At 51.7% G+C, this 1,664-nt stretch carries 2 protein-coding genes and 1 pseudogene; 2 read left to right on the forward strand and 1 reads right to left on the reverse strand.

Annotated features, from left to right (window positions below; genetic code table 11):
• Nucleotides 1–528, reverse strand: a 528-nt coding sequence (locus WBM98_RS06270) for a CTP synthase (RefSeq protein ID WP_424365172.1), incomplete at its 3' end; no start/stop codon positions are given.
• 342 nt (nucleotides 529–870) lie between these two features.
• Here WBM98_RS06270 and WBM98_RS06275 point away from each other — a divergent pair.
• Together WBM98_RS06275 and WBM98_RS06280 are read left to right on the forward strand one after the other, a co-directional pair.
• Nucleotides 871–1,215 carry a sulfur globule family protein gene (locus tag WBM98_RS06275; RefSeq protein WP_424365173.1) on the forward strand — a complete coding sequence of 115 codons (345 nt, stop codon included), beginning with the start codon at nucleotides 871–873 and terminating at the stop codon, nucleotides 1,213–1,215.
• 225 nt (nucleotides 1,216–1,440) lie between these two features.
• Nucleotides 1,441–1,664, forward strand: a pseudogene (locus tag WBM98_RS06280) (hypothetical protein); the annotation flags it as partial.

Here is a 1,664-nt window from a genome sequence, read left to right on the forward strand (position 1 = left end):
CACCAGAGTCAGGTGCATGTAGAGCACGCGATCACGCCCCAGTTCCACACCCATCTGACGAATCGCTTCCATAAACGGCAATGACTCGATGTCGCCCACGGTACCGCCGATTTCCACCAGGCAGATATCCGCATCATCCGCGCCTAACAGTACACTCTCTTTAATCTCGTTGGTGATATGGGGGATCACCTGCACCGTGCCGCCCAGATATTCACCCCGACGTTCCTTACGGATCACGCTCTCGTAAATCTGGCCGGTAGTGAAGTTATTGTTGCGCCCCATGGTTGTGCGCACAAATCTCTCATAGTGCCCCAGATCGAGGTCTGTCTCTGCACCATCGTTGGTAACAAAGACTTCGCCGTGCTGAAAGGGACTCATGGTGCCCGGATCCACGTTGATGTAAGGATCAAGCTTGATCATGGTGATCTTGAGGCCGCGGGCCTCGAGCAGTGCGGCAAGTGATGCCGAAGCAATTCCCTTGCCCAGGGAGGATACAACACCGCCCGTAATAAAAATGAATCTGGTCATTAAGTGACTACACCGGAAAAATGTGGGGTATCGGACGGGAGTCAACAGTACCAGATTGGCGACATCCCCTCAAACGGAACTGACGGGAATAGGCGCAAAGCCTGTTGTACTGGGAGAATCCATTCAATCCATTATTGAATATCCTTGCCCAATGTCTATAATCGATTGGCGTTTCACGCAAAAATAACTACATATTAGCCAGTCATCCGCCTGGTTAGTTTCCGGCATCAGACACAGCAGTAAGCCGCAATATTGCTTAATGTACTGCCTGCCACAAGCCTGACCAGGCTGTAGAACACGAGCTAAGTAGTTAATTTTTCTAACCATTGAGAGGATGAAAACATGATGAAGTTTTCCAAAGTTGCTGGCGCTGCCATGCTGATTGCTCTTTCCACTTCCGCTTCCGCATGGTGGGGCGGCCCAGGTTGGGGCGGCCCAGGCTATGGCAACAATAGCTGGGACGATAACTGGATGGGCGATGGCTGGGGTGACGGTAATTTCGACTTCGGCATGAGTGGCAGCGCCCGTGGCTCCGGCTATGGCCGTGGTAATAACCGCTACAACAACTATTATGGCTATGGCCCTTATGGTTATGGCGCCCCCTATGGCTACGGCGCACCTTATGGCGCACCCTACGGCTATGGCGCACCTGTAGCTCCGGCCGCTCCTGCTGCTCCGGCTAAATAAGCCCGCACAGAAGCTACGCTAGAAAAAAACCGCACCCACTCGGGTGCGGTTTTTTGTGTCAAAACTCAACAAGACTTACCCGAATTTCGTGCTCACGGCAGTTCACTTCAAGCTTAAAATCTGATTGATTTTTCTCAAATCACTTGATCCAGCTCAATAACATCTGAAAGAATAGTGGGAGTCTGGCATTATGTATGCTGCGTCATACCGATTTGGAGTGGAGTCTTGACCAACCGAAAAGTCATCTCTTTCGAAAACATCAAGGTCGCTTGTAAAGATTGCAGCCTGGCCACGCTGTGTCTGCCCGTGGGCCTGGATCCGGATGATGTGGAGCGGCTTGACGGGATCGTGAAACGCAGCAGACCGTTTCATCGCGGCGACCATATCTTTCGTGAAAGCGACAAAATTTACAGCCTGAGAGTCATCACCAGCGGTTCGATCAAGACCTA

It is taken from the genome of Maribacter sp., assembly GCF_049667165.1.
Classification (GTDB): Bacteria; Bacteroidota; Bacteroidia; order Flavobacteriales; family Flavobacteriaceae; genus Maribacter_A.

Excerpts from the sequence above, each read along its gene's own strand:
- WBM98_RS06275 (WP_424365173.1), top strand. The coding sequence starts at position 871 with ATGATGAAGTTTTCCAAAGTTGCTGGCGCTGCCATGCTGATTGCTCTT.